Source organism: Dehalococcoidia bacterium (assembly GCA_041649635.1).
GTDB lineage: Bacteria > Chloroflexota > Dehalococcoidia > E44-bin15 > E44-bin15 > JAYEHL01.
Genome location: JBAZMV010000005.1, coordinates 84,664 through 111,115, shown reverse-complemented (window position 1 = coordinate 111,115; position 26,452 = coordinate 84,664). Strand labels below are relative to the sequence as shown.

General features: G+C 54.9%; 24 protein-coding genes and 1 tRNA gene. 9 read left to right on the top strand and 16 right to left on the bottom strand.

The annotated features are described in order from the left end of the window. The first annotated feature begins 45 nt into the window (after nt 1-45). Nucleotides 46-429, top strand: a complete 384-nt coding sequence (locus WC562_08210; protein ID MFA5056137.1) for a LiaF domain-containing protein — start codon at nt 46-48, stop codon at nt 427-429. 242 nt (nt 430-671) lie between these two features. Further along, nucleotides 672-3,236, top strand: a complete 2,565-nt coding sequence (locus WC562_08205; GenBank protein ID MFA5056136.1) for a hydrophobe/amphiphile efflux-3 (HAE3) family transporter — start codon at nt 672-674, stop codon at nt 3,234-3,236. Nucleotides 3,237-3,268: 32 nt separating this feature from the next. Here WC562_08205 and surE read toward each other — a convergent pair whose 3' ends face one another. From surE to WC562_08175, 6 genes are all read right to left on the bottom strand, one after another. Beyond that, nucleotides 3,269-4,036, bottom strand: a complete 768-nt coding sequence (surE, locus tag WC562_08200; protein ID MFA5056135.1) for a 5'/3'-nucleotidase SurE — start codon at nt 4,034-4,036, stop codon at nt 3,269-3,271. Continuing rightward, nucleotides 4,033-4,908 carry a succinate--CoA ligase subunit alpha gene (gene sucD / locus WC562_08195; protein MFA5056134.1) on the bottom strand — a complete coding sequence of 292 codons (876 nt, stop codon included), beginning with the start codon at nt 4,906-4,908 and terminating at the stop codon, nt 4,033-4,035. Before sucD ends, surE begins: the two co-directional genes overlap by 4 nt. Before the next feature lie 9 nt (nt 4,909-4,917). Beyond that, on the bottom strand, nt 4,918-5,226 hold the full coding sequence (locus tag WC562_08190) for a hypothetical protein (protein MFA5056133.1): 309 nt from the start codon (nt 5,224-5,226) through the stop codon (nt 4,918-4,920). Nucleotides 5,227-5,242: 16 nt separating this feature from the next. Then, a complete protein-coding gene (gene sucC / locus WC562_08185; protein MFA5056132.1) occupies nt 5,243-6,412 on the bottom strand; it encodes an ADP-forming succinate--CoA ligase subunit beta in 1,170 nt (389 codons plus the stop codon). Nucleotides 6,413-6,437: 25 nt separating this feature from the next. Continuing rightward, the gene (locus tag WC562_08180) at nt 6,438-6,731 is read right to left on the bottom strand and encodes a helix-hairpin-helix domain-containing protein (GenBank protein ID MFA5056131.1); all 294 of its coding nucleotides are present in this window, start codon (nt 6,729-6,731) and stop codon (nt 6,438-6,440) included. Between the two features lie 29 nt (nt 6,732-6,760). Then, nucleotides 6,761-6,848, bottom strand: a tRNA-Ser gene (locus tag WC562_08175). Nucleotides 6,849-7,122: 274 nt separating this feature from the next. Between WC562_08175 and WC562_08170 the strand changes: the two genes are divergently transcribed. Further along, a complete protein-coding gene (locus WC562_08170) occupies nt 7,123-7,833 on the top strand; it encodes a phospholipase D family protein (protein ID MFA5056130.1) in 711 nt (236 codons plus the stop codon). Between the two features lie 91 nt (nt 7,834-7,924). Here the strand turns inward: WC562_08170 and WC562_08165 are convergent, their stop codons facing one another. From WC562_08165 to WC562_08135, 7 genes are all read right to left on the bottom strand, one after another. Beyond that, nucleotides 7,925-8,482, bottom strand: coding sequence for a transposase (locus WC562_08165; GenBank protein ID MFA5056129.1), 558 nt, complete (start codon nt 8,480-8,482; stop codon nt 7,925-7,927). 32 nt (nt 8,483-8,514) lie between these two features. Continuing rightward, the gene (gene serS, locus WC562_08160) at nt 8,515-9,774 is read right to left on the bottom strand and encodes a serine--tRNA ligase (GenBank protein MFA5056128.1); all 1,260 of its coding nucleotides are present in this window, start codon (nt 9,772-9,774) and stop codon (nt 8,515-8,517) included. 21 nt (nt 9,775-9,795) lie between these two features. Next, nucleotides 9,796-11,259 carry a lysine--tRNA ligase gene (lysS, locus tag WC562_08155; protein ID MFA5056127.1) on the bottom strand — a complete coding sequence of 488 codons (1,464 nt, stop codon included), beginning with the start codon at nt 11,257-11,259 and terminating at the stop codon, nt 9,796-9,798. Beyond that, the gene (greA, locus tag WC562_08150) at nt 11,259-11,735 is read right to left on the bottom strand and encodes a transcription elongation factor GreA (GenBank protein ID MFA5056126.1); all 477 of its coding nucleotides are present in this window, start codon (nt 11,733-11,735) and stop codon (nt 11,259-11,261) included. The genes lysS and greA overlap by 1 nt, the downstream gene beginning before the upstream one ends. A gap of 148 nt (nt 11,736-11,883) precedes the next feature. Then, the gene (locus WC562_08145; protein MFA5056125.1) at nt 11,884-12,615 is read right to left on the bottom strand and encodes a hypothetical protein; all 732 of its coding nucleotides are present in this window, start codon (nt 12,613-12,615) and stop codon (nt 11,884-11,886) included. Nucleotides 12,616-13,150: 535 nt separating this feature from the next. Beyond that, entirely contained in the window at nt 13,151-16,453 is a 3,303-nt protein-coding gene (gene mfd, locus WC562_08140; GenBank protein MFA5056124.1) for a transcription-repair coupling factor, read from the bottom strand. 268 nt (nt 16,454-16,721) lie between these two features. Further along, nucleotides 16,722-17,162: a CBS domain-containing protein gene (locus WC562_08135; GenBank protein ID MFA5056123.1), complete on the bottom strand. Its 441-nt coding sequence runs from the start codon at nt 17,160-17,162 to the stop codon at nt 16,722-16,724. A 294-nt stretch (nt 17,163-17,456) separates the two neighbouring features. Here WC562_08135 and WC562_08130 point away from each other — a divergent pair, with 294 nt between their 5' ends. From WC562_08130 to WC562_08115, 4 genes are all read left to right on the top strand, one after another. Continuing rightward, a complete protein-coding gene (locus WC562_08130) occupies nt 17,457-18,119 on the top strand; it encodes a hypothetical protein (GenBank protein MFA5056122.1) in 663 nt (220 codons plus the stop codon). A gap of 35 nt (nt 18,120-18,154) precedes the next feature. Beyond that, nucleotides 18,155-18,991 (top strand): DUF5677 domain-containing protein, encoded by an 837-nt coding sequence (locus tag WC562_08125; protein MFA5056121.1) that lies wholly within the window; start codon nt 18,155-18,157, stop codon nt 18,989-18,991. Nucleotides 18,992-19,062: 71 nt separating this feature from the next. Then, nucleotides 19,063-20,187 (top strand): glutamate 5-kinase, encoded by a 1,125-nt coding sequence (gene proB / locus WC562_08120; GenBank protein MFA5056120.1) that lies wholly within the window; start codon nt 19,063-19,065, stop codon nt 20,185-20,187. A gap of 373 nt (nt 20,188-20,560) precedes the next feature. Continuing rightward, on the top strand, nt 20,561-21,826 hold the full coding sequence (locus WC562_08115; GenBank protein MFA5056119.1) for a glutamate-5-semialdehyde dehydrogenase: 1,266 nt from the start codon (nt 20,561-20,563) through the stop codon (nt 21,824-21,826). On the opposite strand, the gene WC562_08110 is transcribed toward WC562_08115, so the two are convergent. The 3 genes from WC562_08110 to WC562_08100 form a co-directional block, all read right to left on the bottom strand. Then, nucleotides 21,816-22,418: a hypothetical protein gene (locus WC562_08110; protein MFA5056118.1), complete on the bottom strand. Its 603-nt coding sequence runs from the start codon at nt 22,416-22,418 to the stop codon at nt 21,816-21,818. The two genes, WC562_08115 and WC562_08110, sit on opposite strands and share 11 nt — an antisense overlap. A gap of 94 nt (nt 22,419-22,512) precedes the next feature. Next, nucleotides 22,513-23,460 (bottom strand): transketolase family protein, encoded by a 948-nt coding sequence (locus WC562_08105; protein MFA5056117.1) that lies wholly within the window; start codon nt 23,458-23,460, stop codon nt 22,513-22,515. 1 nt (nt 23,461) lies between these two features. After that, nucleotides 23,462-24,289 carry a transketolase gene (locus tag WC562_08100; protein ID MFA5056116.1) on the bottom strand — a complete coding sequence of 276 codons (828 nt, stop codon included), beginning with the start codon at nt 24,287-24,289 and terminating at the stop codon, nt 23,462-23,464. A 536-nt stretch (nt 24,290-24,825) separates the two neighbouring features. On the opposite strand from WC562_08100, the gene WC562_08095 reads away from it, so the two are divergent. Next, nucleotides 24,826-25,659, top strand: a complete 834-nt coding sequence (locus tag WC562_08095; GenBank protein ID MFA5056115.1) for an amidohydrolase family protein — start codon at nt 24,826-24,828, stop codon at nt 25,657-25,659. Then, entirely contained in the window at nt 25,660-26,241 is a 582-nt protein-coding gene (gene thpR, locus WC562_08090; GenBank protein MFA5056114.1) for an RNA 2',3'-cyclic phosphodiesterase, read from the top strand. Nucleotides 26,242-26,452: the final 211 nt, after the last annotated feature.

Genomic DNA, 26,452 nt, shown 5'->3' with positions numbered 1-26,452 from the left:
AATAAATCAGTATATCTGTTTTACAGATGAAAGAGAGAGCCTTCCATGAGAAGTTTAGCAATAATTGGAACCTCCAGGCTGGGGAAAGAATCCTGGCGTCCCGGCAAGAAAGTCACAGCTGTTGCGTTCATAGGCGGCTGCGAAATAGACTTCAGAAAGGCCGAGCTTGAGGAAGGCACCACTGTCGTCAATGCGGTATCCATCCTGGGAGAAGTCAATATCGTGGTTAATCCGGGCACAGCGGTGACCATGTCCGGCATATCCATAGGCGGCACAAGAGGAATCGGCCGTTCCAGAAAAGCGGCTGACTCTTCTCCCCACAGTAAGTCGATTCACGTTAAGACGTTCTGCCTTATCGGCGGATGCTACGTAAGTGAAACGAGTGAGTACGATTATCAATGGACTAATTACACACCTAAAAAGAAATAGACCTGATGCATTGCCGGACTGGAAGGCTCAGCATAATGTATTACAGGGAAAAAACCAGCCAGATTAAATAATAGTCGTCGAGTTACCCCTATATCCGGCAGGTTCAATATCGTAAAGTTGCTAAAATACCACAAAAGTAGCCACCTTAATTAAAAAAGCGAAAATTTTCTTATTGACAGAGCCCATCGAAGCTTTTAATATTAATCGGCGCTGCGTCGCGACAATACGGGAAAGGCAATTTAATGAAACGAGTATTCAAACACCTGGGTATTTTTATTGAAAATAAGCGGATTTTATTAATCATCCTCGGATTTGCCCTCATGATCCCCGCGGCCCTGGGCGCGACACAGTTGGAGATGGAAACCGGATACTCCACATTCATCTCGGAGGACTCCCCCGAATACCAGGACTACGTCAGATTTACAGATCATTTCAGCGATAACGTGCTGGCCGTATTGATCACAGCCGATGATATCACCAAGCTGCTCGATCCGTCGAACCTGGCCGCGATGGAGGCCATCGAGAACGAGATGGGCGGCAACGAGAATGTACTGAGCACCATAGGCCCTACTTTCTTCTTGAAGCAAGCCATCTATCAGCAGACCGGAACCCCCGCGCTGCCCGGCGACACACAAACCGCACTCTATATAGTAATCGATCCCGCGACCGGCGAGGTTCGCGACGGATTCTCCAGCGTTTTCCCCGATACAGAGCACGCGCTTATCGCGGTAACCCTGAAAGGAGGCCTCTCCCAGGAAGAAGAATCAGATATTGTCGAAGCCGCCCGTGAAGCGGTCAGCGCGTCCGGCCTTCAGGGTGTAGACACTATCGTTACAGGAGCTCCCGTTATATGGGCCTCGATAAGCGACCTCATGATGAGCAGCATGCAGGACATGCTTCTTGTCTCGGTCGGCCTCATGCTGCTGATACTTGTTCTCATATTCAGCGTGCGCGGATTCTTCGCCTGGCGCTGGCTCCCGCTGGGTGTAGTCTTCATAGGCATCATCTACACATTCGGCATCATGGGGGTGCTCAGCATACCGATAACCATGGTAACCATGGCGGTCTTCCCTATAATAATCGGCCTGGGGGTAGACTACGCCATACAATTCCATAACCGCTACGACGAGGAATCGCGGCGCGGAGAGACCGTGAAACAGGCCATCGTCGACGCAGTCACACACATAGGCCCGGCGATAGGCGTAGCCATAATCACCGCGTGTCTCGGATTCGCCGCGCTTTATTTCTCGCCCGTTCCCATGATCAAGGACTTCGGCTCAATGCTCATCATCGGCGTCCTGACATGCTACGTGCTGGCAATCTTCTTCCTCCTGGCGATACTTTACAACCATGACTACCGGCGCGCCCGCGCCAAGGCTCCGACAAAGGCGGCTAAAGCGCGTGCCGAGCGCGCCTTCTACGCGCTGGCCATATTCGCCGCATACATTTGCATAAACGCCATCGCCCTCACCAGTAATCCCGATCTCGGCGATTACAAGGATATACTGGTCATCATAGGCGCCGGCAGCCTGCTCATCGCCGCCTTCACCCTGCTGTCCGTAGTCATACGCCGGATACGTAAGATCAACAACGGCAAGAAGTCGGAAAACAGCCATATGGGCTTCGTCGAGAAGGGCCTCCACAAAATGGCCCCGCGAATAATCAGAAGCCGGGCTGTGATACTGCCGATTGCTCTGGCGCTCACCATAGCGGGCGTCATCGCCGACGGGCACATCGAGACCGAAACCGACGAGTTGAATTTCATATCAGAAGATGTTCCCGTCATTGAGGATATGTTATTGCTGCAGGATATATCCGGCGGATTTCTTTCGGCAAACATCCTGATAGAGGCTGATGATATATCCAATCCGGCAACGCTGGAATGGATGCTGGGAGTAGAATCACAGATTATGAACAACGGCTATCAGGGAGTCCTTGGAACGAACAGCATCGCAAGCACCGTATATGGCATGGCCGGAGGGCAGATACCCCCCGATACGGGGCAGATCAAAGGGCTTATCTCCGCATTGCCTACCCAGGTCTCCCGCAACCTCATCACAGAGGATTACAAAGCGGCCAATATCATAGTGAGCCTCGATTCGTTAATGGGAAGCGAAGAGACGGAACCCTTCATCGAATCGCTAAGGAGCTATATCTCAACAGCGCCTTCGGGGGTTAGCGGAGTGGTCACCGGCATGCCGGTAATCGGTAAAAAGATGTGGGATGCACTCACGGGCGGCCGAGTGGAGATGACCTTTATCGGCATCGCCATGGTGTTCGGCGGGCTACTCATCCTGTTCAGGCTCAGGATAATACGGGCCCTGATGGCAACGGTGCCTATCGCACTCATAGTAGGCTGGTCCAGCGGCGTGATGTGGCTCTTGGGTATCAAATACACCCCTCTTACCTCTACGCTCAGCGCACTCATCATCGGCATAGGTGTGGAGTTCACCGTCCTGCTTATGATGCGCTACTATGAGGAACGGCAGAGGGGAGAGGAGCCGTTCACGGCCATGGTCACAGCCATGACCAAGATAGGCCGCGCCATCGTCGCCTCCGGGCTCACCGTTATCGGAGGCTTCGGTGCGCTGCTCATAGCCCGCGATTTCGCTATACTGGTCGACTTCGGCGTTGTGACCATGATCAACGTGGCCTTCGCTCTGGTCAGCACGCTGTTCGTGCTACCTCCGCTAATCGTATGGATCGACTCGTGGCAGAGCAGGAAAGAATTGAAAGCGCGGCGACGCGCGAAGCATCGAGCGCAAACAAAACAGACAAAAAAATCGGAGTTACCCGCGGCCGGGTAGCCTCCGATTTTCTGCAATAATACGAATCGATACTATTTGAGCCCGTTCAGTAGTTCCGACGGCAGCTTCTTCAGCTTGGACAGCGCTTGAGAGCTGGTGAGGTCCGTATATAAAGGCGTTATCGATATCTTATCCTCGATAAAGGCCTTCACGTCCGTGCCCTCCGACGGCTGCCATTGCGGCTCCCCCCTGACGATCCAGTAGTACTCCCTCTTGCCGTCATTCCCTTCGACAACCTGGTCGCCGAAGCTCCTGCGCCCCAGCTTTGTGACCTCTATGCCCTGGATTTTATCGAGGGGTAGATTGGGCAGGTTCACGTTCAGCAGAACCTCCCTGGGGATATCCCCCATCTTTCGTGCCAGCACGCCCGCAAGCTTTGCCGCTACGTCGAAATGCACATCCTTGATGGCGCCGACGGATATGGCCACGGAAGGAATACCCTTGAAGTATCCCTGCAATGCCGCGCCGACGGTACCGGACAGGAGCACATCGTCGCCAAGATTGGCCCCCTCGTTTATCCCTGAGAACACGAGGTCGACCTTCTCGGTAAGGAGACGGCCTAACGCCAGGATGACGCAATCTGAGGGAGTGCCTTCAACCGAATAGCTGGACACTCCCTCAAGCGGCGATCTGACCTTCCTCACCCTGAGCGGATGATGCAGCGTCATCGAGCTGCTCACAGCGCTCTGCTCGCGGTCGGGGGCTACGATTACAACCTCGCCGACCTTGCTAAGCTCACGCGCGAGCAGCCACAGCCCCCTGGCGTAGAAACCGTCATCATTTGTTACCAGTATCTTCAAGACTTCAAAACCTTCTTGGCCAGCGCGCCGATCTCGGCCGGGCTCGACGCGATATGCGCCCCGGCGGCCTTAAGCGCGGCGAACTTCTCCGCCGCGGTGCCCGAGCTGCCCGTTATTATGGCGCCGGCATGCCCCATGCGCTTGCCCGGAGGCGCGCTGCTGCCGGAGATGAAGGATACGACGGGCTTGGACATCTTGGCCTTGATGAACTCCGCGGCCTGCTGCTCCGCCACGCCGCCTATCTCGCCGATAAGGATAACCATCTCGGTCTCCTTGTCCTTTTCGAAAAGCTCCAGCATATCCAGGAACGTGGTGCCGATCAGCGGGTCTCCGCCGATGCCGACGCAGGTTGACTGCCCGATGCCCTGCTCCGTGAGCTGGGCTATAGCCTCATATGTCAGCGTGCCGCTGCGCGACACGACGCCCACGTTGCCCGGCTTGCTGATGTCGCCCGGCATGAGGCCGATCTTGCACTTGTACTTCGGCGCTATCAGACCGGGGCAGTTGGGCCCGATGAGCCGCGTCTTCTTGTTCCTAAGATAACCGAGCACCGTGACCATGTCCAGGGTCGGTATGCCGTCCGTGATGCAGACCACAAGCTCTATCCCGGCGTCCGCCGCCTCGATTATGGCCTCGGCCGCGAAGGCCGGCGGCACGAATATCATGCTGGCGTTGGCGCCGGTCTCCTTCACCGCCTGATCGACATAGTTGAACACGGGAACGTCCTCGAACTTGTTCCCGCCCTTGCCCGGCGTGACCCCGGCCACCACTTTGGTGCCGAAGGCCATGCACCTCTTAGTATGAAAGCTGCCCTCGTTGCCGGTTATTCCCTGCACGAGCAGCTTGGTATTTTCATTTACCAGTACGCTCACTTTAACCCCCTAAAGACTTAATATCGCGTATATTCCACAGACAAGCGCTACCGCCACGCAAAGCGCAGCGCTGAATTCCTTCATAGATTCGCGTTTCCGCATCGCCGAGAAGAATATGGCGCCGCCGATGACTAGAAAGCCCATGCTGACCCCGAAGCGGGCGTCGAACTCGTGAAAATAGCACAGTCCCATTATCCCGATGCCGACGGAGATCAGCCCTACGGAGAGCGGCCCGCTGACGGTGATACCGTCAAAGCCGACCCATAGGATTATCATGAAAGCGATGCTTGCCACCAGCAGTATTATCTCGACGGTCATTACTTCGACTTCCTAATCAGTTGGCCTTTCCCTTGGCTGCGGCGACGACCTTTGTCGCTGCATCGTCCAGGTCGTTAGCCAGTATCACCGGCAAGCCGGAATCGGCGAGCAGCTTCTTGCCCTCATCCTTATTCGTGCCGCGCATACGCACCACGATGGGCACCTTTATCTCCTGCTTTTTCGATACCTCGATCATGCCTCGCGCGATGATGTCGCAGCGCAGTATGCCGCCGAAGACGTTGACCAGCACCGCTTTGACATTGGGATCGGAGAGCATGATGGTCAACGCGTCGATAACCTGCTCGTCGCTGGCCCCACCTCCCACGTCCAGGAAGTTGGCCGCGGTGCCGCCCTTGAGCTTGATGATATCCATGGTCGCCATGGCCAGTCCGGCGCCGTTGACCATGCAGCCGACCTCGCCGTCCAGCTTGATGTACGACACGCCCGCCTCGGCCGCCTTCAAATCGAGAGGGTTTTCCTGCGACGGGTCGCGCAGGTCGGGATAGTCCTTATGGCGGAACAGCGAGTTGTCATCCAAATTCAGCTTGCCGTCCAGCGCCAGTATCCTGTTATCTTTTGTAATCACGAGCGGGTTGATCTCGGCAAGCGAGGCGTCCTTCTCGCGGAACATGCGGAACAGGCCTTCGATGAGCTGTCCCGCCGGTTTCATCAGGTCCGCCGGCATGTTCAGCCCGTACGCTATCTTGCGCCCGATGTAGGACTGGTAGCCGGAGGCCGGGTCGACGTGCACCTTGAGTATCTTCTCCGGCGTCTTGGATGCGACTTCCTCGATGTCCATGCCGCCGGCCTCGCTGGCCATGATCACCGGCATCCTCTTCGCCGAATCGATCACTATGCTCAGATACAGCTCCTTGGCGATGCCCATGGCCTCTTCGACCAGAACTTTGTGCACCGGCACGCCTTCCTTGGATGTCTGATGCGTCACCAGCTGCATCCCTATCATCTGGCCCGCTATCTTCTCGGCCTCGTCGGGGTTCTGCGCTATCTTGACCCCGCCGCCTTTGCCGCGGCCGCCCGCGTATACCTGGGCCTTTATCACAACCTGGCCGCCCAGCTCCTGGGCTATCTTCTTCGCCTCAGCCGGCGTCGAAGCCACCCTCCCCTTAGGCACAGGCACGCCGTACTTGGCGAAAATCTCCTTTGCCTGGTATTCGTGGATCTTCAAAGTTCAAACTCCTTTCTGTCTTGTCTTATGTATATGACTGCTTTCTCGCAGCTAGCGAATTGTCCTTCCAGTTCCACCACTTGAGCAACTCCGAATCGTGTCTTTCATACGATGCGTAGTAGACGGCGCATCGAAAAACATACAGCACGCACCTGTCGATGTGCATGCCGCGAACCGAACACAGTTTAAGATACAATTCTTCGGGGTCTTTGCTACGAAGGTCGACTATGGAATGAATGCCTAAACTGTACAAATCGGCTGCAATGCTGGTGCCGACGCCGGGGATTTGACGAAGTTCCTTGAGTACCTGTGTATCCATCATTTCCAATCGAGCCCAGATATTAAAAGCGGAGGGGATGGGATTCGAACCCATGGTCCTGCAAAGCAGAACGGCGGTTTTCAAGACCGCTACCATAAACCACTCGGACACCCCTCCCCATAGCCTCTTTTTGTATGTTCTCCAATTATATGCAAATAGGCCTTCATTGTAAACTTTGGCGAACTATAAGCTTCGCTTGACAGCATCCATCATCAGCATTTAGAGTGTTACCACATGAGAGCGTATTGTTGCTTCTGAAAAGCGATATTAGCAAAGATCAGGGCAAGATTTTGGAACTTTTGATAAAAGAGCTCGGCGCTACGCTGAGGGGATAAGACAGAAGTTGTTCTAGCCTACCAAGTGCAGCTTCACAAATAGGGAGTCATTAGAGATGGCAAAGTTTCTAGTTACCAGCGGGGTATCACACTACCTCGAACAGCTAATCAAAGAATCTCAAGAGAAGCTAATCCTCATAAGCCCATACCTTAAGATGAACGAACGGATTAAGCAACTAATCGAAGACAAGGATCGCTTAAAGATCGACATCAGAGTAATCTACGGCAAAAAAGACTTGGAACCTTCTGAAAACAACTGGTTAAAATCAATGAAGAGCCTTCGCTCCAGCTTCTGCCAGAATCTGCACGCAAAATGCTACCTAAATGAAAAGGAAGCTATCGTTACATCCATGAACCTCTATGATTTTTCTGAAGTCAACAACAATGAAATGGGAATCTATGTTAGCAGAAAAGAGGACCCAAAGCTCTACTCCGATATCTACGATGAAGCCATGAGGCTCGTCCGAACCAGTGCTGAAACCGAGACATCAACTTCAAAAATCACCAAAGATTCAGATAAATCCATTAAAACTCCGAAAACCGCCTTCGGTTTTTGCATCCGTTGCCATACAAAGATCAATCTTCAACCAAAGTCCCCCTATTGCAAGACATGCTACAACATTTGGAACAAATACAGGGACGGTGACTACGTGGAAGAGTTCTGTCACATTTGTGGCAAACCAAAAGAGTCCACTATGAAAAAACCAGCTTGTCGCAAATGTTATAAAAAATACGAAGATTTGCTTGAGTTTCCCGTAGGCTCGTAGAGTGAACTCAATCTACCGCATAAATCGAAACTGAAAAATTGGCGTTTTACCTTATCACTTCAAGCCCCATGTAATGGCGGAAAACCAAAGGCTAATCGTTAACCTTCATAGAAATATAATCAGGATTATTCTCGTCCTCGGCCCATCGCGCCGGATTATCAATAACGTATTGGCGGATGCGGTTCAGATCGTCCTCGTCGCGGGTAACGTGTTCGTAATAATTGCGCTGCCATACGGGCGTGCCGCGGGAATTGCGCATATCGTTAATGCGGATGGTGCAGGCGGATTTGAATGCGCGGACGAGGGCACCAATTGTTCGTGACGGTGAACGTAACGTCCCCGTAGGGGCGTATAGCCATACGCCCCTACAATCGTTTGCGATAACAATAATACCATGAATATGATTGGGCATAATAACAAAGGCGTCTAATTCGATTTCCTTACGGATGTCTGCGGATTTCATCCATTCTTCTTCCACAACACGCCCCACATCACTCAACGCCATTACGCCGTCGATCACATCCCCGAACAAACATTCGCGGTTACGCGTGCAAACTGTGATGAAATATGCTCCCGCTTGCGAATAATCGTATCCTTCCAAACGACGGGAGCGGCGGTGGTGAATATCGGGATCGTATTGATTTGCCATTAGAGCGTGAATTGGCGGGTTGGAAACCCGTCCTACTTTATGACATCAAAGCCCGTGTAAGGGCGCAGGGCTTCCGGCACGATGATGCTGCCGTCCGCCTGCTGGTAGTTCTCTATTATCGATATCATGACGCGGGGCAGGGCCATACCGGAGCCGTTAAGGGTGTGGACAAACTGAGGCTTACCTCCACCCTCGGGGCGGAAGCGGATATTGGTGCGCCGCGCCTGGAAATCAATGCAGTTGGAGCAGGAGCTGACCTCGAGCCACTCCTTGCATCCGGGCGCCCACATCTCGATATCGTAGGACTTGGCCGAGGCGAATCCGATGTCGCCGGTGCACAGCGACAGCACGCGATAGGCCAGACCTAAACGACGGCTTACTTCCTCGGCATTGTCGACCAGCTTCTCCAGCTCATCGTACGATGTCTCCGGCGTGGTGAACTTATACATCTCGACCTTATCGAACTGATGGCCGCGCTTGATGCCGCGCGTATCCTTTCCCGCCGACATCTTCTCGCGGCGGAAGCAGGCCGTATGAGCGACATAGTATATCGGCAGCATATCCTGGGTCAGTATCTCATCGCGAAAGAGGTTGGTTAGCGGCACCTCGGCGGTGGGCACGAACCAGTAGTCCTCCTCCGCATCGTGGTACAGGTTGTCGGCAAACTTGGGCAGGTTGCCGGAGCCGTACATGCACTCCTGCTTCACCATGAACGGAGGCATGACCTCGGTGTAGCCGTGCTCCTTCACGTGCAGGTCGAGCATGAAGTTGATCACCGCCCGCTGCAACTGCGCCCCCTTGCCCTTGAGCACATAGAAACGGGACCCCGACAGCTTGACGCCCCTCTCGAAATCTATGATATCCAGCGCCTCGCCCAGCTCCCAGTGAGGCTTTGGCTCGAAATCGAGCTTCTTCTGCTCTCCCCATTGCCGGATGGTCTTGTTATCCTCGGCGCCGGCTCCGATGGGGACGCTGGAGTGCTGGAGGTTGGGGATGCGCAGCAGTTGGTCGTTGAGGTCTTTCTCTATCGATTCCACCTGGCCATCGAGGTCCTTGATGCGTTCGCCGATATCCCGCATCTCCTGAAGCAGCGCCGGAGGCTTTTCCTTGGTCCGTCCGATCTCCTTGCTGACCTCGTTGCGCCTGGCCTTGAGTCCTTCGACCTCGACCAACAATGCGCGACGCTTTTCGTCCAGCTTAAGGATATCATCGATGGAATCACCGGAATGACGATTCTGAAGCGCCTCACGAACCGCGTCGGGGTTTTCGCGGATGAATTTTATGTCGAGCATATCGCATCTGCCTTCAAGCCGTTACTTCGACTTGAGCTGCGGGAAAAGTATAACTTCCCTGATGGATTGTTGTCCAGTTAACAGCATCACCAGGCGGTCGATGCCGACGCCGAGCCCGCCGGTGGGCGGCATGCCGTGCTCCATGGCCGTGACGAAATCTTCCTGATAGCGCTCCGCCTCCGTGTCGCCGAACTTGACGCGCCACTCCTCCTGCAGGTTGAAGCGCGCCGCCTGCTCCTGCGGGTCGTTCAATTCGGTGAAGGCGTTGGCGATCTCTATGCCGGAGACGAAGGCCTCGAAGCGCTCGACGAGCCTGTTATCCCCCTCCTTGCACTTGGCCAGGGGCGACGTCTCCGCCGGGTAATCGTAGAGGAACGTGGGCTGGATGAGTTTCGGCTCGACATATGCGGAGACCAGCTTATCGATGAGATAGGCCGGGCTTAACGTCTCATCCACCTCGACGCCCTTGGCCTTGATGGCGTCGCGCAGAGACTGCCCGTCGCCGTGCTCCAGAAAATCGATGCCGCACTCCTCTTTTATCGCGTCCCTGAGCGAGACGCGCTTCCACGGCGGCTTGAAATCGATTGTGTGCTCGCCGAACTTGACCTCGGTGGTTCCGATGACATCAAGCGCGACCTGGGAGACGAGCGATTCCAGCATGTTCATGACATCGTTGTAGTCCGCGTAGGCCTCATAGCTCTCCATCATAGTGAACTCGGGGTTGTGCTTGGTCGAGATGCCCTCGTTGCGGAAGACGCGCCCGATCTCGTAAACCTTCTCAAAGCCGCCCACGATGAGCCGTTTGAGATACAGCTCGAGCGCAATGCGCAGATACAAATCTTCGTCGAGAGCGTTATGATGCGTGATGAACGGATGGGCCCTGGCTCCTCCCGGCACCGAATGCAGCACGGGCGTCTCCACCTCCATGAAGCCTCGACCTTCCATGAAGCGCCGCACGGACGAGATGACCTTGCTGCGTGCCGCGAAGATATTCCGCACTTCCTCGCTCGACACGAGATCGAGGTAGCGCTGGCGGTAGCGCTTCTCCACATCGTGCAGTCCGTGCCACTTCTCGGGCATCGGCTGCAGCGACTTGGCCAGCATGACGATATCATGCACCTCGAGCGTTATTTCGCCGGTGCGAGTACGAAAAACCTTGCCGCCGGCCCCGATGAAATCGCCGATGTCGATCAGCTTTACCAGCTCGAGCTTGTCCTCAGCAAGATGCCCTTTGCCGATGTAAAGCTGGATCCTGCCGGAGCCGTCGCGCATATCCATGAAGACGGCCTTGCCCATGCCGCGGATGGCGGTTATGCGTCCGGCGAGGCTGACTTCGATTTCCTGTCCCTCTTCGAAAAGGACGATCGCTTCTTTTGAGGTGTGACTGCGGTGATAACGGGGGGGATAGGGGTTTAACTGCCTTTCGTCTCGTAATTTTCGAAGCTTTTCGAGACGCTGGTTGGTTATATCATCGAGGCGGGACACTATTTTATCTCCACTATTTTAAGCTTGAGCTTCCCGGCCGGGGCATCAAACTCAACTTCGTCTCCCACCTTCCTGTTCATCAATGCCTTCCCCATGGGCGATTCGTTTGATATCTTACCGTCGCCCGGGCTGGCCTCGGCGCTCCCTACAATGACGTAATTCTCTTTACCGCCTTCAGCGAACTTGACCACCACTTTGCTGCCGAGCTCGATTGAAGCACCCTTCTTCTTAACTTCCTCGTGATGGATTATCTTTGCGTTCTTAATCATACTCTCAAGCTCAAGTATCCGCCCCTCGACGAAGCCTTGCTCGTTCTTGGCCTCTTCGTACTCGGGAGAGATCACGGCGCTGCGGGACTCCTTGGCGTCCTGGATCTTCTCTGCGATCTCCTGGCGCTTCACAGTCTTGAGATGGTCAAGCTCTTCTTCTAGTTTTTTCAGTCCCTCAGGGGTAAGGAAAATCTCTTTCTCAGACATCCCAACCCTCCTTTACCTTCTACTAAAAAAGACTGAAGGCAACGGCCTTCAGTCGCGTCTTCCTTGCAGGGATTGCTTATTATACCTCAATATATACTGCTTGTAAAGTACGTCACTCCCATGTAAAGATTTTTATCGACCGTATCCCTTAATCGGTGCCGTATGCTTCCAGAGCTCTTATTTCGATACCCGTATAGCTGGAGTAGTCCGCCATCTTGACCCACATGCCAATGTCATCAGACCACCACTCAATTAAACTCGGGGCTGTGGTGCCGAGGGTGGTGTACTCTACACGATAACAATCCGCGAAAGTACCGGCGGGCACCTCAACGTCTTCCATGCCCGCTATGGTCGCGGTTCCCGGTATCTGATATTGCTGTCCCGTGGTTGAACTAACGTTGATGGTATAAGACCACGTCTTGCCTACCTCAAAGGGAGCGCCGTGCGAGCCTTCATAAACATATGTAAGGGTAGTGGTAAACTCGCTGCCGTAGATAAGGGAAACCGGCTGTTTCTTGGCAAGATTAAGGCTGTCGACATTAACCCACATATCGCCGCTTATAACCGACGTAGGCACCGACGTGTTTACGCCTGTTCTTGCCGTACGAGCCGCTCCCGTCTTACCCGCCTCGTCATTCTGCACGCTCAGATCGATAAAATAACAGTCCTTGCCATCAACCTGCACAACCTCGCCTACGACCATATTGTAATTGCTTGTATCGACTACGCTGCCGTTCTCGCTGTAAGTAACGTCATAGGTAAATGTGTATCCCTCTGCCAGCAAGTCCTTCTCTTCCGTCGACTGGAAGCCGAAGACCAGCGCCAGAGCTATGAGAACAATGCCGACCACGATAAGAATCACACCGGTGTACTTTTTCATCAATCCTCCTTACTATTCCCAGACGTTTGAGCCGTTGTGCGTGCTTTAATGGGTTGGTGATTAAAACTCTTACATGTTTTGGGGAACATAATTCCCTGGAAAAGCAGTAACCCAATCGGGATATAATTTACATCCCTTTATATTGGCTGTCAACACTTGACATCCCCCAGCGATGATATCTCTGATTCCCGCTGCTGTTGAAGGTGTTCTTCACCTTCAACGATCCAGATGTCTTCGGCAAGGTGAAGAACACCATGCCGAGCAGAAAACCGAACCCCCTGTTAGTCCCCCATACGTTGGAGGACGTAAATTAAAATCCGGGGGACACCCCCGGTTCCCCCGTCAGGAGACTCTGTCTCCTGTACCTCTTTATCAACCGTCATTCCGGCGCAGGCCGGAATCCACATCGGGCGAGGCGACCTCGCCCCTACGGATATTCTGGTGGGTTTGTGAACCCACCCTACATTTTTATTTTGGTCATCGTGTAGGGGCGAATCTCGTATTCGCCCACGGCGGGCGATCACAATGATCGCCCCTACGGGACACCCACCCCCCTCACCACCCCCTCCAGCACCACCCGCCACCGCGCTCCCAGAGCCCCCATGTCCAGGCGTACCTGGCTGGAGCCGACTTTGACCCCCGCGCCGAACTTGGCCTGCAGCTTCGCCTTGTCCAGATGGCGTTCCGGCAGCATCTTGACGACCATGTGCCTGTCCTCGACACCGATGGAATCGACGCCAGCGGCGATGGCCATGGCCTTGATATCCACAGCGTAGAGCAGGTTAACCACCTGCGGCGGCAACGGCCCGAAACGGTCGATAAGCTCGCCGCGCATGGCCTCGACCTCATCGCGCGACGTCAGCTTCGAGATGCGCTGGTAAAGCTCCAATCGAACGTCGAGGTCGGACACGTACGATTCGGGAACACGGGCCTTGACGGGGAGATCGACGGACGGGCCCTGCTGAACGACATCCGGCTTTATCTTGCCGGTGCGCAGTTCCTCGACGGCATCATTAAGCATGCGGCAGTACAGGTCGAAGCCGACAGCCCCTATCTGGCCGCTCTGCTCCGAGCCCAGGATGTTCCCCGCCCCACGGATCTCCAGGTCCCGCATCGCGATGCGGAAGCCCGCGCCGAGCTCGGTGGCTTCCGCGATGGTCTCCAGCCGCCGCGACGACTGCGGCGTGAGCGGCTTGCCCTTCTCGTAGAGAAAATAGGCGTAGGCCCTGTTGGAACTGCGCCCCACCCGTCCCCTGAGCTGGTACAGCTGCGCCAGCCCCATCCGGTCGGCGTCGCTCACGATGAGCGTGTTGGCGTTGGGCACGTCCAGCCCGGCCTCTATGATGGTCGTCGAGACCAGCACATCGATGTGCCCCTCGTAAAAATCGAACATGATGTTCTCGAGCTGCTCCGGCGACATCTGGCCGTGCGCTGCGGTAACGACGGCATGCGGCACGAGCTTCCCTATCTCTTCGGCGATGCGGTGCAGGCTATCGATGCGGTTATGGACGACGAATATCTGCCCGCCGCGGTCCATCTCGCGCAATATCGCGTCGCGGATTATCTTCTCATCGTACACTCCGACGTAGGTCTTAATCGGCAGGCGCTCCTCGGGCGGCGTTTCCATGGTGCTCATATCGCGCACACCGGACAGCGACATGTACAGCGTGCGCGGTATCGGCGTTGCCGTAAGCGTGAGCACATCGACCTCGCGGCGCAGCTTCTTGAGATATTCTTTATGCGCCACGCCGAAGCGCTGCTCCTCATCGATGATGAGCAAACCGAGATTCTTGAACGCGACGTCCTTCTGCAGCAAACGATGCGTGCCGATAACGATATCTATGCCGCCCTGCTTTATCTTCGCGACAACCTTATTCTGCTCGCCGGGCGAGATAAAGCGGCTGAGGACGGCGACGTTGATAGGGAAAGCGCGTAATCGCTCGGAGAAGGTCTCGTAGTGCTGCTGCGCCAGCACCGTGGTCGGCACCAGCACCGCCGCCTGCCTGCCGTCCATCACCGCCTTGAACGCCGCGCGCAGCGCCACCTCCGTCTTGCCGTAGCCCACGTCGCCGCAGACCAGCCGGTCCATCGGCTTCGGCTGCTCCATGTCCTGCTTTATCGCTGCGACCGCCTTGAGCTGGTCCGGCGTCTCCTCGTACGGGAACGAGGCCTCCATCTCGCCCTGCCACACTGTGTCGGATGAAAAGGCGAAGCCGGTGACGACCTCGCGCTCGGCGTAGATCGAGAGCAGCTCCCGCGCCAGCAGCGCCGCGGCCTGCTTCACCTTGCGCCGCGTGCGCGCCCACTCCTGAGAGCCGAGGCGGCTCAGCGCGGGCGGCTCCTCCCCCTCGCCGATGTACCTCCCCAGCCGGTCGATCTGGTCGCTGGGCACGTACAGCTTATCGCCCGACGCATATTCCAGCACGAGGTATTCCTTCTCGCGGTCGCCCACGGCCATGGTCCTCATTCCAGCGAATATGCCGATGCCGTGCTCCACGTGCACCACGTGGTCGCCGACGACCAGCTCCGAAAGCGCCCCCAGCCGCCGCGGCGGGCCGCGCCGCTCGCGCCCCCGCACCTTTGTGAAGCCGAATATCTCGGTGTCGGTGAGGAGGACGGTCGAACCCAGCGCCCAGCCCTGGGCCAGCGACCCCTGAATCAATGCGACCCCGCCCTCCGACGGCAACCCCTTCAGCTTTGGCAGCACGGGGGCGATGATGTCTTTCTCCTCGAAGAGGTCGGTCAGCCTGCGCGCCTGGTGGGAGATGACGACGACGCGTTTACGCTCGACGCGTGTCATATCCGCGACGTTTACAAGGAAATCCTCCAGCCTGCCGCCGTATATCGGCGCCGCAACGAATGGCAGCGCCTCCTGCTCGTCATCGCTGCGCCACGAGAGCAAGTCGAGACGTCGGCCGACTTTGGCAAAACGAGACGAAAGCTCCTCCCAGTTGAAATACGTAGTCGGGAAATCCGACGATATGTCCCCTCGCGCCTCCTGCTCCTCCCGTATCTGGCTCGATTCCTCGTCGAACTCCACCAGCGAGCGCTCGACCTCGTCAGGCTGGTCTAGGACAAGAATCGACTTGGCAGACAGGTAATCGACGATGGCTCCGGCGTCGCGCTCGGTTACAACGCCATCGAACGACAGCTCACGGGCGGGAACGATGGTTATTTCAGCGACAGTCTCGATAGAACGCTGCGTCGCCGGGTCGAAGAATCGTATGCTCTCCACCTCGTCGCCGAAGAGCTCGATGCGCGCCGGCATCGGGTGCGCGGGCGAGTAGACATCGATGATGCCGCCGCGCCTGCTGAAACCGCCGGGCGTCTCCACCATGTGCTCGTTCTGATAGCCCATCCCCACCCACGCCGCCAGCGTCCCCTCCAGATCGACGCTCGCTCCACGCTTGATGGTGTGAACTTCATCGTGGAACCTCTGCGGCGAGAGCGTGATGCGCGCCAGCGCGTGCGCCGAGGTCACCACCAGCGCAGACTTATCGACTCCGAGTGAATGCAGCGCGCGCACACGTTGAGCGATAGTATACGGATAGGAGGCCATGTGCTCATACGGCAGCGAGTCCGGCTCCGGGAACAGCGCCGCCTCCGCGCCCCAGCACCTGAGCTGGTCCTGCAGCCACCGCGCCCGCTCCGGCTTGGCCGACACCACCAGCATCGGCAGCTTCAAACGTCGATGCAGCGCCGCCAGCGTATACGGCTTGGCGGCATCGAGGACGACCAGCTTACGAACGCCGCCACCTTGCAGCGCATCAGCCAGCCGTGCGTATTCCGGCATCCCGTCGATGAGCGGTAATAGCTGTTTCAGGTTCAACTTTTCCATAAAATCAAAACGCCCAAAGGGCCGGTCACCGCTGACCCGCCCTGTCCAGATTGTAGCATAACACGAATATACGGAACAAACTCGTAGGGGCGCGATTCATCGCGTCCGATACCCGACGGGAGCGGGCTTGATCAATCAAGTCCCTACGATACGCCAATGACGGGTCGCGAAATCCACCATCTACCTCTGAAAACAGTTAGCCGACAGTAAAAAAAGCCTGCTACTGATTTAGTAGCAGGCTTTCGTGCCCGGTCTTATTCTGTCGATCCTAAGTAATATATTTCCCAGATATATAGTCGCTCAATTGATCAATCAAAAAATCCTTATTGGAAACGATTGATTTCATGACATCGCCAATGGAAATGATCCCAACGAACTTGCTCTTTTCAAAGACGGGCAAATGCCGAACATGTTTTCCCGTCATCAGAACCATCGCCTCTTCTACGCTGGCATTGGGGTTTGTAGAAACCAGCTTGGAAGTCATGATCTCTTTGACCAGGGTTTTCTTGGAGTTCTTCCCCTTGAGGATGATTTTCCGGGCATAATCCCTTTCCGAAACAATGCCCACGACCTTTTTGTTCTCCATGACCACCAGAGCGCCTATGTCTTTCTGGGCCATCTTTTCCAGGGCTTCATAAATGGTTACCTTGGGAGATATGGTTTCCACCTTGCCGCTTTTCCCGTTGAGGACGTCTCTTACCGTGCTCATGTTAACCTCCTTTGTGTTTTTCCCCTGGCATGGAAGATGAGTAATCCTACTCCAAACGCAACCTGTTGTCAAGGATTTTTAAGCGTCCATAACACGTTGGTCTTTTAGCGGGGATGGAAGACATGAACGGGCTTGATTAATCAAGCCCCTACAATGCGCCAATAACGGGAATGCGAACTCCCCCTAACCCCCTCTTTGATTAAAGAGGGGGAAGCAACAGAACCAAGGGGGCGTTCGTTGACTCAAATTGGATACGTGCCTATAATAGTGCCATCACAAAAGGAGGCTTAGAAAATGACAATGGAACAATCCTCCGCATTTTGTCCATATTGTAATTTCACACTAAAGAAACCTCCGCAACGCAAAGCCAAGTGCCCTTCCTGTGGTAATTTTATGTACATACGCACTTTGCCTACAACACGAGAACGGGTTATAGTTACTGAATCTCGTGCCAAGGAAATCGACACTGAGTGGGCAACCAGCCAGAGCAGACAAAAGTGGATGCAAATACTCAGTTCATACGGTACTTCAGAGACAGACTACGAACGTGAAAAAGGTCAACTCACAAAAAAGTTCGGGCATGAAGCTAAAGACAGAGATGTAATTTGGAGCCTGTTTAACCGACTAATTACAATTAAACGCGATCTTCATTCTCTGAAAACCCTAAACTATGAGATGGCTGTATTTTTAGACGAGGAAAACCGCGATTTTAGACCGCTTCTAGAACAAGCTGCAAAAATGGACCTACTACAATATAAAAAGCTTAATGTTGTAAAGGTAGAAATACTGTCTGCTGGTATAGGTAACTCGTGCGAAGGCTGTCAGAAACAACATGGCAAAATATATACTATTGACGAAGCGCTTCGGCTCATGCCAATTCCTTGTAAAGACTGCACTCGTACATTGAATAGTGAGAGAAAGGGATTTTGCAGATGCAAATATGTAGCTGCCTTTTAGCTGCATCCTTCTGATTCGGTCTGCAACAATAAAACATGCCAAAGTTCGATGCACAGCATTATTTGCCAGTAGAATCTTACAAGGAAGCTCTTGAAACTTTCCACGCTGTTTCAGCAATGATTCTTTTTGAGTTCGCACGCCAAGAACAGGAAATTCGTGACAGCATCCTCTGCAACTTCGTTGCTCGAACAGACATGATGATGAAAGCAATATTCCATCTGTGGGATATGCAGGACTACCAAGATTGCTGGATATTATATCGTTGTCTTATGGATAGATTTTTCCACCTAAGTCACTTACACGAGCATAACCAGTTTGAAGTATTTGAAAAATGGTCATTCCTTGAACAGTACAACTCAATAAACAAAGTCCGAAGCGATCCGTGGTGCGAAGGTGCACACAAGAGCAAAAGGTTCAACTTTACTCTAGAGCAGAAGAAACGGGCGAAAGCGCTGTCAAAAAATCCTACATCTTGGCAACGCCCTAAGGCAGAGGAAGTAGCCAAGCGACTTGACATGAGATTTCTCTATGACTTTGGCTATGACTATGCCTCCATGCATGTGCACCCTATGGCAAATGATGGTTTACAAGATTTCTTCACAATCACTAAGCTTGAGCCATCACCAGATTTCCCTGAGCAGCGCTCGGTTCTATCTAATACAATAGTTGTTGGTGTAATGATAGTGCAAGAAGGTCTGAATGCTAGCACTCCGTCTTGGCGCGCAATTGTATATGATTTTCTAGAGTATCTATTGGAATTCGTGAATACGGGGGATACAGACTATATGATAAGCTTCTTGAAACTATCAAAGCTATTTCAAGAGAAAGTACCTTTCTGCGAAAAGTCCCAATCAAACCCACCACGTAAATAGGCACACAAACCTCCCTCCCCTTCTCACCACTCCTCGTTATGTTATAATAGTGCAACTTGGAGTTTCCAGATATGGCTAAACAGGGAAAACAATACAAAAGAATCGTTGCCAAATTCGGCACCAACCTGCTCACCAACGGAACCGACAGCATCGACATGAACGTGATTGCCGGCATCGTGCGACAGGCGGCGGAGCTCAGGAAACAGGGGCGGGAGATAGCGCTCGTCTCGTCCGGCGCGGTGGCATCGGGGAAACAATACCTCAAGGTGCCTAAAGACAAGAAGGACGTACCCATGCGGCAGGTCATGGCGGCCGTGGGGCAACACGTGCTGATGAACTCGTACACGGAGCTGTTCCGCAGGGAGGGCATCGTCACGGCGCAGGCGCTGCTGACCAAGCTGGACCTGGCCGACCGCATAAGCTACCTCAACGCCCGCAACACGCTCCTGATCCTGCTGGAGCTAGGCGTGGTGCCGATAATCAACGAGAACGACGTCGTGGCCATCGAGGAGCTGGAGGGAGCGCACTTCGGCGATAACGATAATCTCTCCGGCATGGTGGCGAATCTGATCGACGCCGATCTGCTGGTGATAATGAGCGATGTCGCCGGATTGTATAGCGCCGATCCTGCAATCGATAAGAAGGCCAAGCTGATCCCCGTCGTGAAACGTATCGACAAGGATATCGAGAAGATGGCGGGCGGAACGCGCGGGCGCGGGACGGGCGGCATGACCACCAAGATACAGGCGGCTAAACTCGCTACGGCATCGGGGACGGCGGTCGTCATCGCCAACGGCAGCGAGCCCGATTTACTGCCGAGATTGATCGACGGAGAGTCCATCGGCACCATGTTCCTGCCCGCGACGGATAAGATAGAGAGCCGCAAGCGCTGGATACTCTCCGGCCTTTCGACGAAGGGCAAGCTCGTCGTCGACGGCGGCGCGGCGGCGGCATTGAGCAGGGGCAACAAGAGCCTGCTGCCCGCCGGCGTGAAGGGGGTGGAGGGCAGCTTTAAGCGCGGGGATGCGGTGGATATTGCAACGGAATCCGGCGAGCGGATAGCTTGCGGCATCAGCAACTATTCCGCCGCCGATATCGAGAAGATAAAGGGCGCCCGCTCGGATAAGATCGAGGGCCTGCTGGGGCATGGCTACGGCGACGAGGTCGTGCACCGTGATAATATTGTGGTGTTGTAATGTTTATTGTCATTGCGAGGAGTCCTTCTATGTAGTTCTGTCATGGAAGGGCAACGAAGCAATCTCCGTAATATCTTTGGGATTGCCACGCTTCGCTCGCAATGACAGATTAAAAATGTAGGGGCGCCGCTTGCTGCGCCCTCGTTCTCGGGCAGGGAAACCCTGCCCCTACACAATGACCGTTCCGTAGGGTGGGCTGTGCCCACCAAAATGTAGGGGCGAGGTCGCCTCGCCCGCTATGGATTCCGGCCTTCGCCGGAATGACGGGTAACGCCCGTAGGGGCAATTCATGAATTGCCCCTACAAAAATCCTCCTAAATCCCCCTTTACAAAAGGGGGACCAAGGGGGATTGAAATACAGGGGGTTGATATCATGAAATCTGAAGCCACAGAGCTCACAAAAAAAGTCAAAGCCGCCAAGCAGGCGTCGCGGACGCTGGCGCGGCTATCCACACAGACGAAAAATAAGGCGCTGCACAGCATAGCCGACGCGCTCATCGCACGGCAGGACGAGATAATCAAGGCCAACAAACTCGATTATAACGATGCGAAGAAATCGGGCATGGATGCGGCGATGCTGGACCGGCTGATGCTGAACCCGGACCGCATCAAAGGGATGGCGAACGATGTGCGCACCGTGGCCGCGCTCCCCGACCCCGTGGGCGAGTCCATCGAGGCGCGGACACTGCCCAACGGCCTGCGGCTGGAGAAGCGCCGCGTGCCCCTCGGCGTCATCTGCACAATATACGAGAGCCGGCCCAACGTCACCTCCGACATCTCATCGCTGTGCCTGAAATCCGGCAACGCCGTCGTTTTGCGCGGCGGCAAGGAGTCGCTGCGCTCCAACAGCGCGCTGGCCAAAGTGATCAGGGATGCGGCGCGGGCGGGCGGGGTGCCCGCCGACGCCATACAGTTCATCGAGTCCACCGACCGCACGCTGGTCTACGAGCTGCTCAAGCTGAAAGATTACATCGACCTGGTCATCCCGCGCGGCGGCGAGGGCTTAGTGACGATGGTCAACGAGAACTCGGCGATACCCGTGCTGGCCAGCGGCGTGGGCATCTGCCATTTGTATATCGATCCGACCGCCGACCTGAAGAAGGCCGCTGCGATTGCTTTCAACGCCAAGGTGCAGCGCCCCACCGTGTGCAACGCGCTGGACTGCGTGCTGGTTCACAGCTCGGTAGCCAAAAAGTTCCTGCCCATGATGGCCAAGGAATTGAGCAAGGCCAACGTCGAGCTTAGCTGCGACAAGCGCGCCCTTGAGATTCTGTCCGGCTTCAAAGCCAAAAAGGCCGCGGCCTCGGACTGGGGTAAAGAGTTCCTGGCGCTGGTGCTGGCCGTCAAGGTCGTCGACTCGCTGGATGAGGCCATCGACTTTATCAATGAGCACAACTCTCAGCATTCCGACGCCATCGCCACCGAGGACTATTCCAACGCGATGCGCTTCGTGGACGAGGTGGATTCCGCGTGCGTGTACGTCAACGCCAGCACACGCTTCACCGACGGGGGGCAGTTCGGGCTCGGGGCGGAGGTGGGCATCTCAACGCAGAAGCTGCACGCGCGGGGGCCCATGGGGGTGCGGGAGCTGACGACGTATAAATGGATCATCCTCGGCAGCGGGCAGGTCAGGGCCTAATAATTCTTCTAAACCACTCTTTGCTGAACTTCTTCGGGGATTCCATTGTATTTGGAAATAATTTTACAATGCCCAAAAAGCCTTGTCCTAATGAGAATGTTATTATGAAGAGCATTAAGGCCGTTGCCAATATTAAGCTTACAAAGCCGCCAATCATTTGAATTTGATTGCCACTCGCCATAGCACGAATAAATGGACCGACAATCGCTGCCATAACAGCCAATAATCCTAGACCAACACTGATTAATCCTAATGCTACACCTATACGCACAGCATCATCAGGATGATAAGACAATACAGTAATCCTTCTCATAATAGAAACTGGCTCTATATTAACTTCTACCTCTTCTAAAGGAGGATCATCCCAACCCAACGCTTTTCTATACCACTCATTTATTTCTATTCTTCCTTGTTTTCCCGGTGTACCACGGACTTGGCAATACACCCTTCTATTATTCGCATGAAACCGTACATAAGATAAATATTGAATTCCAACTTCGTCACGCAAATCATCAGAAATTCTAATCCATCCCTTATGCATATCGTCAAGAGTCGATGGAAAAATATGTGCTTTTATTGGACGGTATTTCATCTTATCCTTAGATAATTTCCGCTTGGCGTCGCGGCGGTTCTCACCTCGCTGAAAAGTTGAGGTGAAAAAATTCTTTGATAGATGCTATTTGCTGTCAGGACTTATGCTTCCTCTTAACCAGCGCCTTAGCCTCTTTCACAATATTCTCCGCGGTAAGCCCGTGCTTTGCCAGCAGTTCCTCCGGCTGTCCCGAAGATGAGAAGCAGTCCTCGATAGTTATGAAAGACATCGGTATGGGGGTGCTCTCCGCCACCACTGTAGCAACGCGGCTGCCCAGCCCGCCCTGGCGCACGTGCTCCTCGACGGTAAGTATTGCGCCCGTCTCTTTCGCCGCTTTCACAACGGCGTCCTCATCGAGAGGCTTGAGCGTATGCATGTTCAGCACGCAGGCATCGATGCCTTCTCCCGACAGCGCCTCCGCGGCCTTGAGAGCCCGCTCCACCATGAGCCCCATGGCGATGATAGTAAGGTCTTTGCCCTCGCGCATCGTCACCGCTTTACCCAACTCGAAGCGATAATCTTTATCGTAGACCAGCGCCGATTTCAGCCTTGGCAGGCGGATGTACCACGGGCCCAGCGTCGCCGCTGCTTTGCGCACCGCCTGTTCCGTCTCAACGGCATCGGCGGGAACTACGACGGTGAAGCCGGGTAGCGCGCACATGAGAGACAAATCTTCGATAGCCTGGTGCGACGCGCCGTCCTCTCCCACAGTGATGCCGCTGTGGGTAGCGACGATCTTCACATTACGATACGGCTGCGCGATGGACCAGCGCACCTGGTCGAAGCAGCGCGACGTGGCGAACACCGCGAACGTGCTGGCGAAGGCCGTCTTGCCCGAGGCGGCCAGCCCGGCGGCGATGCCCATCATGTTCTGCTCGGCGATGCCGCAGTTGAAGAACCTCTCAGGGAACTCCTTGGCGAAGAACTTGGTCTGCGTGGAGGAAGAGAGGTCGGCATCCAGAACTACGATGTCCGGATTCGACTTGCCCAGCTCGACAAGCGTCTTGCCGTACGTTTCCCTCATGGATGCTTCGGCTGCCATGTTACTCCAGCTCCTTCAGCGCCTGCTCGGCCTGCTCCGGCGTGGGGGCTTTGCCGTGAAACTCGGCCTTGTTCTCCATGAAGCTGACGCCCTTGCCCTTGATTGTCCTTGCGATAATAACGGTCGGCTTGCCTTTTATCGTCTTGGCCTTCTCCAGCGCCGTCAGCAGTTGATCGATGTCATGCCCCGCGACATCGCTGACGCGCCAGCCGAAGGCGCGCCACTTCTGGGCCAGCGGCTCGGTCTCCATGATATCGTGCGTCCATCCGTCTAGCTGTATGCTGTTGCGATCGACGATGGCAACGAGATTGTCTATCTTGAAATGAGCCGCGGACATGGCCGCCTCCCACACCTGCCCCTCGTTCAGCTCGCCGTCGCCGAGAAGGACATATACTCGGGAATCACGCTCATCAAGGCGTGCCGCCAGCGCGCATCCCACGCCGAAGGACAGTCCCTGTCCCAGTGGCCCGGTCGACATCTCGACGCCAGGCGTGGTTCCCACCTCGCAGTGTCCCTGCATCCTGCTGTCCATCTTGCGCAGAGTAGTCAGCTCATCGACGGGGAAATATCCGCACTCGGCCAGCGCGGCGTAAAGCGCAGGCGCGGCGTGCCCCTTGCTCAGCACAAATCGATCACGGTCCAGCCATTCAGGGTTCTTTGGATCGTGACGCAGAACATTAAAATAAAGCGCGCTAATGATTTCGACCGCAGACAGCGAGCCGCCCGGATGTCCGCTCTGCGAAGCTGCTATCATCTTGATAATATGGCGTCGCAGCGTCTTTGCTTTCTCTTGTAAGTCCTCAACGGGACACGGCTGAAACTGAGTCAACGAATTCCTCCGGGGCGATTTGCTATACCGTAATGCACGTTTGATTATAGATTATATTACGCTCGATTGTCTAGGGATTTGAAGGCTCGACCGCTACGAATGTTGGCAACGAGATTGCCACGTCGTCCTTCCATATACCGTGATATCATGGAATCCTTCCATATAATATTAACCTTGGAAGGACTCGCAATGACAAATGCGACCCTCACCCTGACCCTCTCCCTGCAGAGGGAGAGGGAAGATTAATTTAATAGAACACCCCCTTACCCCCTCTTCTCAAAAGAGGGGGAACTGATACGCCCAAGTGGAGCGCCAAAACCGACATTATAGCCCTCTCTCCGAGAGAGGTTAGCTAAATGACAGAGGTACAGGAGAGTTCCTCTCCTGACGGGGTTTTAGGGGTGTCCCCTAAATAAATTTACGTCCCCCAACGTGTGGGGGACTAGCAGGGGGTTCGGTCTTCCATCGGTCTGCGACCTCTTCCGACAAATATCACTCGTATTGATTTTAATCCCCGTGTTCTCTACAATTTAACCATGATTATCGATTTTCATACTCATATCTTCCCTTCCAAGATGAGCGACAACCGAGAGCGCTACATAGACCGCGACCCGCTGTTCGCCCGCATCTATGCCAAACCCAAGGCAAAGATAACCGACTGCGACGGACTCATCGCCAAGATGGACGAGGAAGGCATCGAGCGCGCCGTGGTCATGAACGCCAACTGGAGCAGTTTGGAATTGGTTAAGGAAACGAACGACCATATACTCGACTCCATCGCCCGATACCCCAAGCGCCTCGTCGGCTTCTGCTCGCTCCCGCCGACGAACGACGGGGAGAGGATAGCCGAGCTTGAGCGCTGCATCAAAGCGGGCGTCCGTGGCATCGGCGAGATGCGCCCGGAATTCCAGGGGCTCGATAAAGGCGATGAGACGGTGCTCGACCCGGTCATCGATATCGCTCTGCGTCATAATCTCATGCTCTGCATCCACGCATCAGAGCCCGTCGGACATGACTACCCCGGCAAATACACCTTCACGCCGGACAAGATCTACAGGCTGATCCTGCATTATCCCGACCTGACGCTCATATTGGCGCACTGGGGCGGCGGCATGCCCTTCTACGCCCTGATGCCGGAGGTAAGAGAGGCGATGAAGAACACCTACGTCGACACGTCGGCATCGCCTTACTTGTATACAGCCGACATATTCACACATGTTACTAATATCTTCGGGGCCGATAAGATACTCTTCGGCAGCGACTATCCGCTGATGCCGCCGAGCAAGGTGCTTAAACAGATCGACGCCGTTGATATGGATAAAGAGTCGAGGGAGTTGATACTCCACGGCAACGCCGAAAGGTTACTGTAGATGGAGACGATACGCTCATTTATCGCTCTCGAACTGCCCAACGATGTAAAGGAAACCGTTTCCCTGATCATCAAGCGTCTGCGCCCGGCCCAGCACCGCTACGTCAAATGGGTCTCCCCCGATGGGACGCACCTGACCGTCAAGTTCCTTGGCAATATCTTCACAAGCCAGATACCGCAGATAACGGATATCATGAGTACGGCCGCCGGCAAGGTTCCGCCGCTGGAACTGCGGCTCGGCGGGCTGGGCATGTTCCCCAATGAGCAGAGGCCGCGCGTTATCTGGGTCGCGCTTGAGGGCAATACGGAGCCGCTGGCCGCAATGCAGCGCGAGATAGAGCAGGCGCTGGTGCCGCTGGGCTTCGTGGCGGAGAACCGCGCCTTCACGCCGCACCTCACCCTCGGGCGTGTGCGCGATAACGCCACCCCCGACGAACGCAGAGAGATCGCCGGTGTAGTGAAAGATAAGAAGATCGACTACGAAGCCGTTTTCACGCTCCGAGAGCTCAGCCTGATGAAGAGCACCCTGACGCCCACCGGAGCTATCTACGATCGACTCGATTCCGCACCGTTCCTTGCCTAAGAAATTCAAGCTCCCTCCGCCGATGATTTACCAACATAATAGCCAGCCGACAAGTCCGAGATTCTTCACTTCATTCAGAATGACAGACACGAGGCATGTGCCCTCACCCTAGCCCTCTCTTTTGAAAAGAGAGGTTAGTTACAGAAAAGAGGTACAGGAGACTCGTCTCCTGACGGGGTTTTAGGGGTGTCCCCTAGGTATTTTATGTCCC

Coding starts and splice junctions, on each gene's coding strand:
- WC562_08125 (MFA5056121.1), top strand. CDS start 18,155: ATGCCAAAGTTCGATGCACAGCATTATTTGCCAGTAGAATCTTACAAG.
- mfd (MFA5056124.1), bottom strand. CDS start 16,453: ATGGAAAAGTTGAACCTGAAACAGCTATTACCGCTCATCGACGGGATG.
- serS (MFA5056128.1), bottom strand. CDS start 9,774: ATGCTCGACATAAAATTCATCCGCGAAAACCCCGACGCGGTTCGTGAG.
- WC562_08165 (MFA5056129.1), bottom strand. CDS start 8,482: ATGGCAAATCAATACGATCCCGATATTCACCACCGCCGCTCCCGTCGT.
- WC562_08115 (MFA5056119.1), top strand. CDS start 20,561: ATGAAATCTGAAGCCACAGAGCTCACAAAAAAAGTCAAAGCCGCCAAG.
- WC562_08170 (MFA5056130.1), top strand. CDS start 7,123: ATGGCAAAGTTTCTAGTTACCAGCGGGGTATCACACTACCTCGAACAG.
- WC562_08190 (MFA5056133.1), bottom strand. CDS start 5,226: ATGACCGTCGAGATAATACTGCTGGTGGCAAGCATCGCTTTCATGATA.
- WC562_08110 (MFA5056118.1), bottom strand. CDS start 22,418: ATGAAATACCGTCCAATAAAAGCACATATTTTTCCATCGACTCTTGAC.
- WC562_08205 (MFA5056136.1), top strand. CDS start 672: ATGAAACGAGTATTCAAACACCTGGGTATTTTTATTGAAAATAAGCGG.
- greA (MFA5056126.1), bottom strand. CDS start 11,735: ATGTCTGAGAAAGAGATTTTCCTTACCCCTGAGGGACTGAAAAAACTA.
- WC562_08210 (MFA5056137.1), top strand. CDS start 46: ATGAGAAGTTTAGCAATAATTGGAACCTCCAGGCTGGGGAAAGAATCC.
- thpR (MFA5056114.1), top strand. CDS start 25,660: ATGGAGACGATACGCTCATTTATCGCTCTCGAACTGCCCAACGATGTA.
- WC562_08105 (MFA5056117.1), bottom strand. CDS start 23,460: ATGGCAGCCGAAGCATCCATGAGGGAAACGTACGGCAAGACGCTTGTC.
- WC562_08135 (MFA5056123.1), bottom strand. CDS start 17,162: ATGAGCACGGTAAGAGACGTCCTCAACGGGAAAAGCGGCAAGGTGGAA.
- WC562_08130 (MFA5056122.1), top strand. CDS start 17,457: ATGACAATGGAACAATCCTCCGCATTTTGTCCATATTGTAATTTCACA.
- proB (MFA5056120.1), top strand. CDS start 19,063: ATGGCTAAACAGGGAAAACAATACAAAAGAATCGTTGCCAAATTCGGC.
- WC562_08180 (MFA5056131.1), bottom strand. CDS start 6,731: ATGGATACACAGGTACTCAAGGAACTTCGTCAAATCCCCGGCGTCGGC.
- WC562_08095 (MFA5056115.1), top strand. CDS start 24,826: ATGATTATCGATTTTCATACTCATATCTTCCCTTCCAAGATGAGCGAC.
- WC562_08145 (MFA5056125.1), bottom strand. CDS start 12,615: ATGAAAAAGTACACCGGTGTGATTCTTATCGTGGTCGGCATTGTTCTC.